This is a genomic window from Agrobacterium sp. MS2, from assembly GCF_003261015.1.
GTDB lineage: Bacteria > Pseudomonadota > Alphaproteobacteria > Rhizobiales > Rhizobiaceae > Agrobacterium > Agrobacterium pusense.
The window spans coordinates 1-425 of record NZ_QLNF01000101.1; the positions used below are offsets into that span (position 1 = coordinate 1).

The 425-nt window shown below is 58.8% G+C and carries 1 protein-coding gene; it reads right to left on the reverse strand.

Annotated elements, in window-relative coordinates; genetic code table 11:
• Positions 1–425 (reverse strand): Tn3 family transposase (locus tag DOU54_RS26655; RefSeq protein ID WP_146617412.1); only part of this gene is annotated, 425 nt, incomplete at both ends.

Genomic DNA, 425 nt, shown 5'->3' on the forward strand with positions numbered 1-425 from the left:
CGAACGACCGGTCACGGATCTCGCCTCGCTCGTGGAAGAACACAGCGCGTTTCAGCTTATGGGCGGCCTCTCCCTTGTTGAGACCGGCTTGGCATCTCCGCCGCAATGCCGGGCTTGAGTACCATTCGATCATGAAGAGCGACCTTTCGATACGACCGAGTTCGCGGAGCGCCCTTGCGAGATGGCTTTGCTTCGGAGATGCGGACAGCTTCTTCAGGATCGTAGACGGTACCACGGACCGCGTCGTGATCGACGCCGCGAGATGGAGCAGATGGTCCCAATGGTCGAGGATTAGGGCGGTGTTGATCGGCGCCCCGATATGGTTCGACAGGGTTGGATATGCATCGCTCTTCTCGAACGTGTGGAACTTCCGGTCTTTGAGATTGCGCAGTCGCGGTGAGAACCGCTTTCCGATCAAGGCGAAC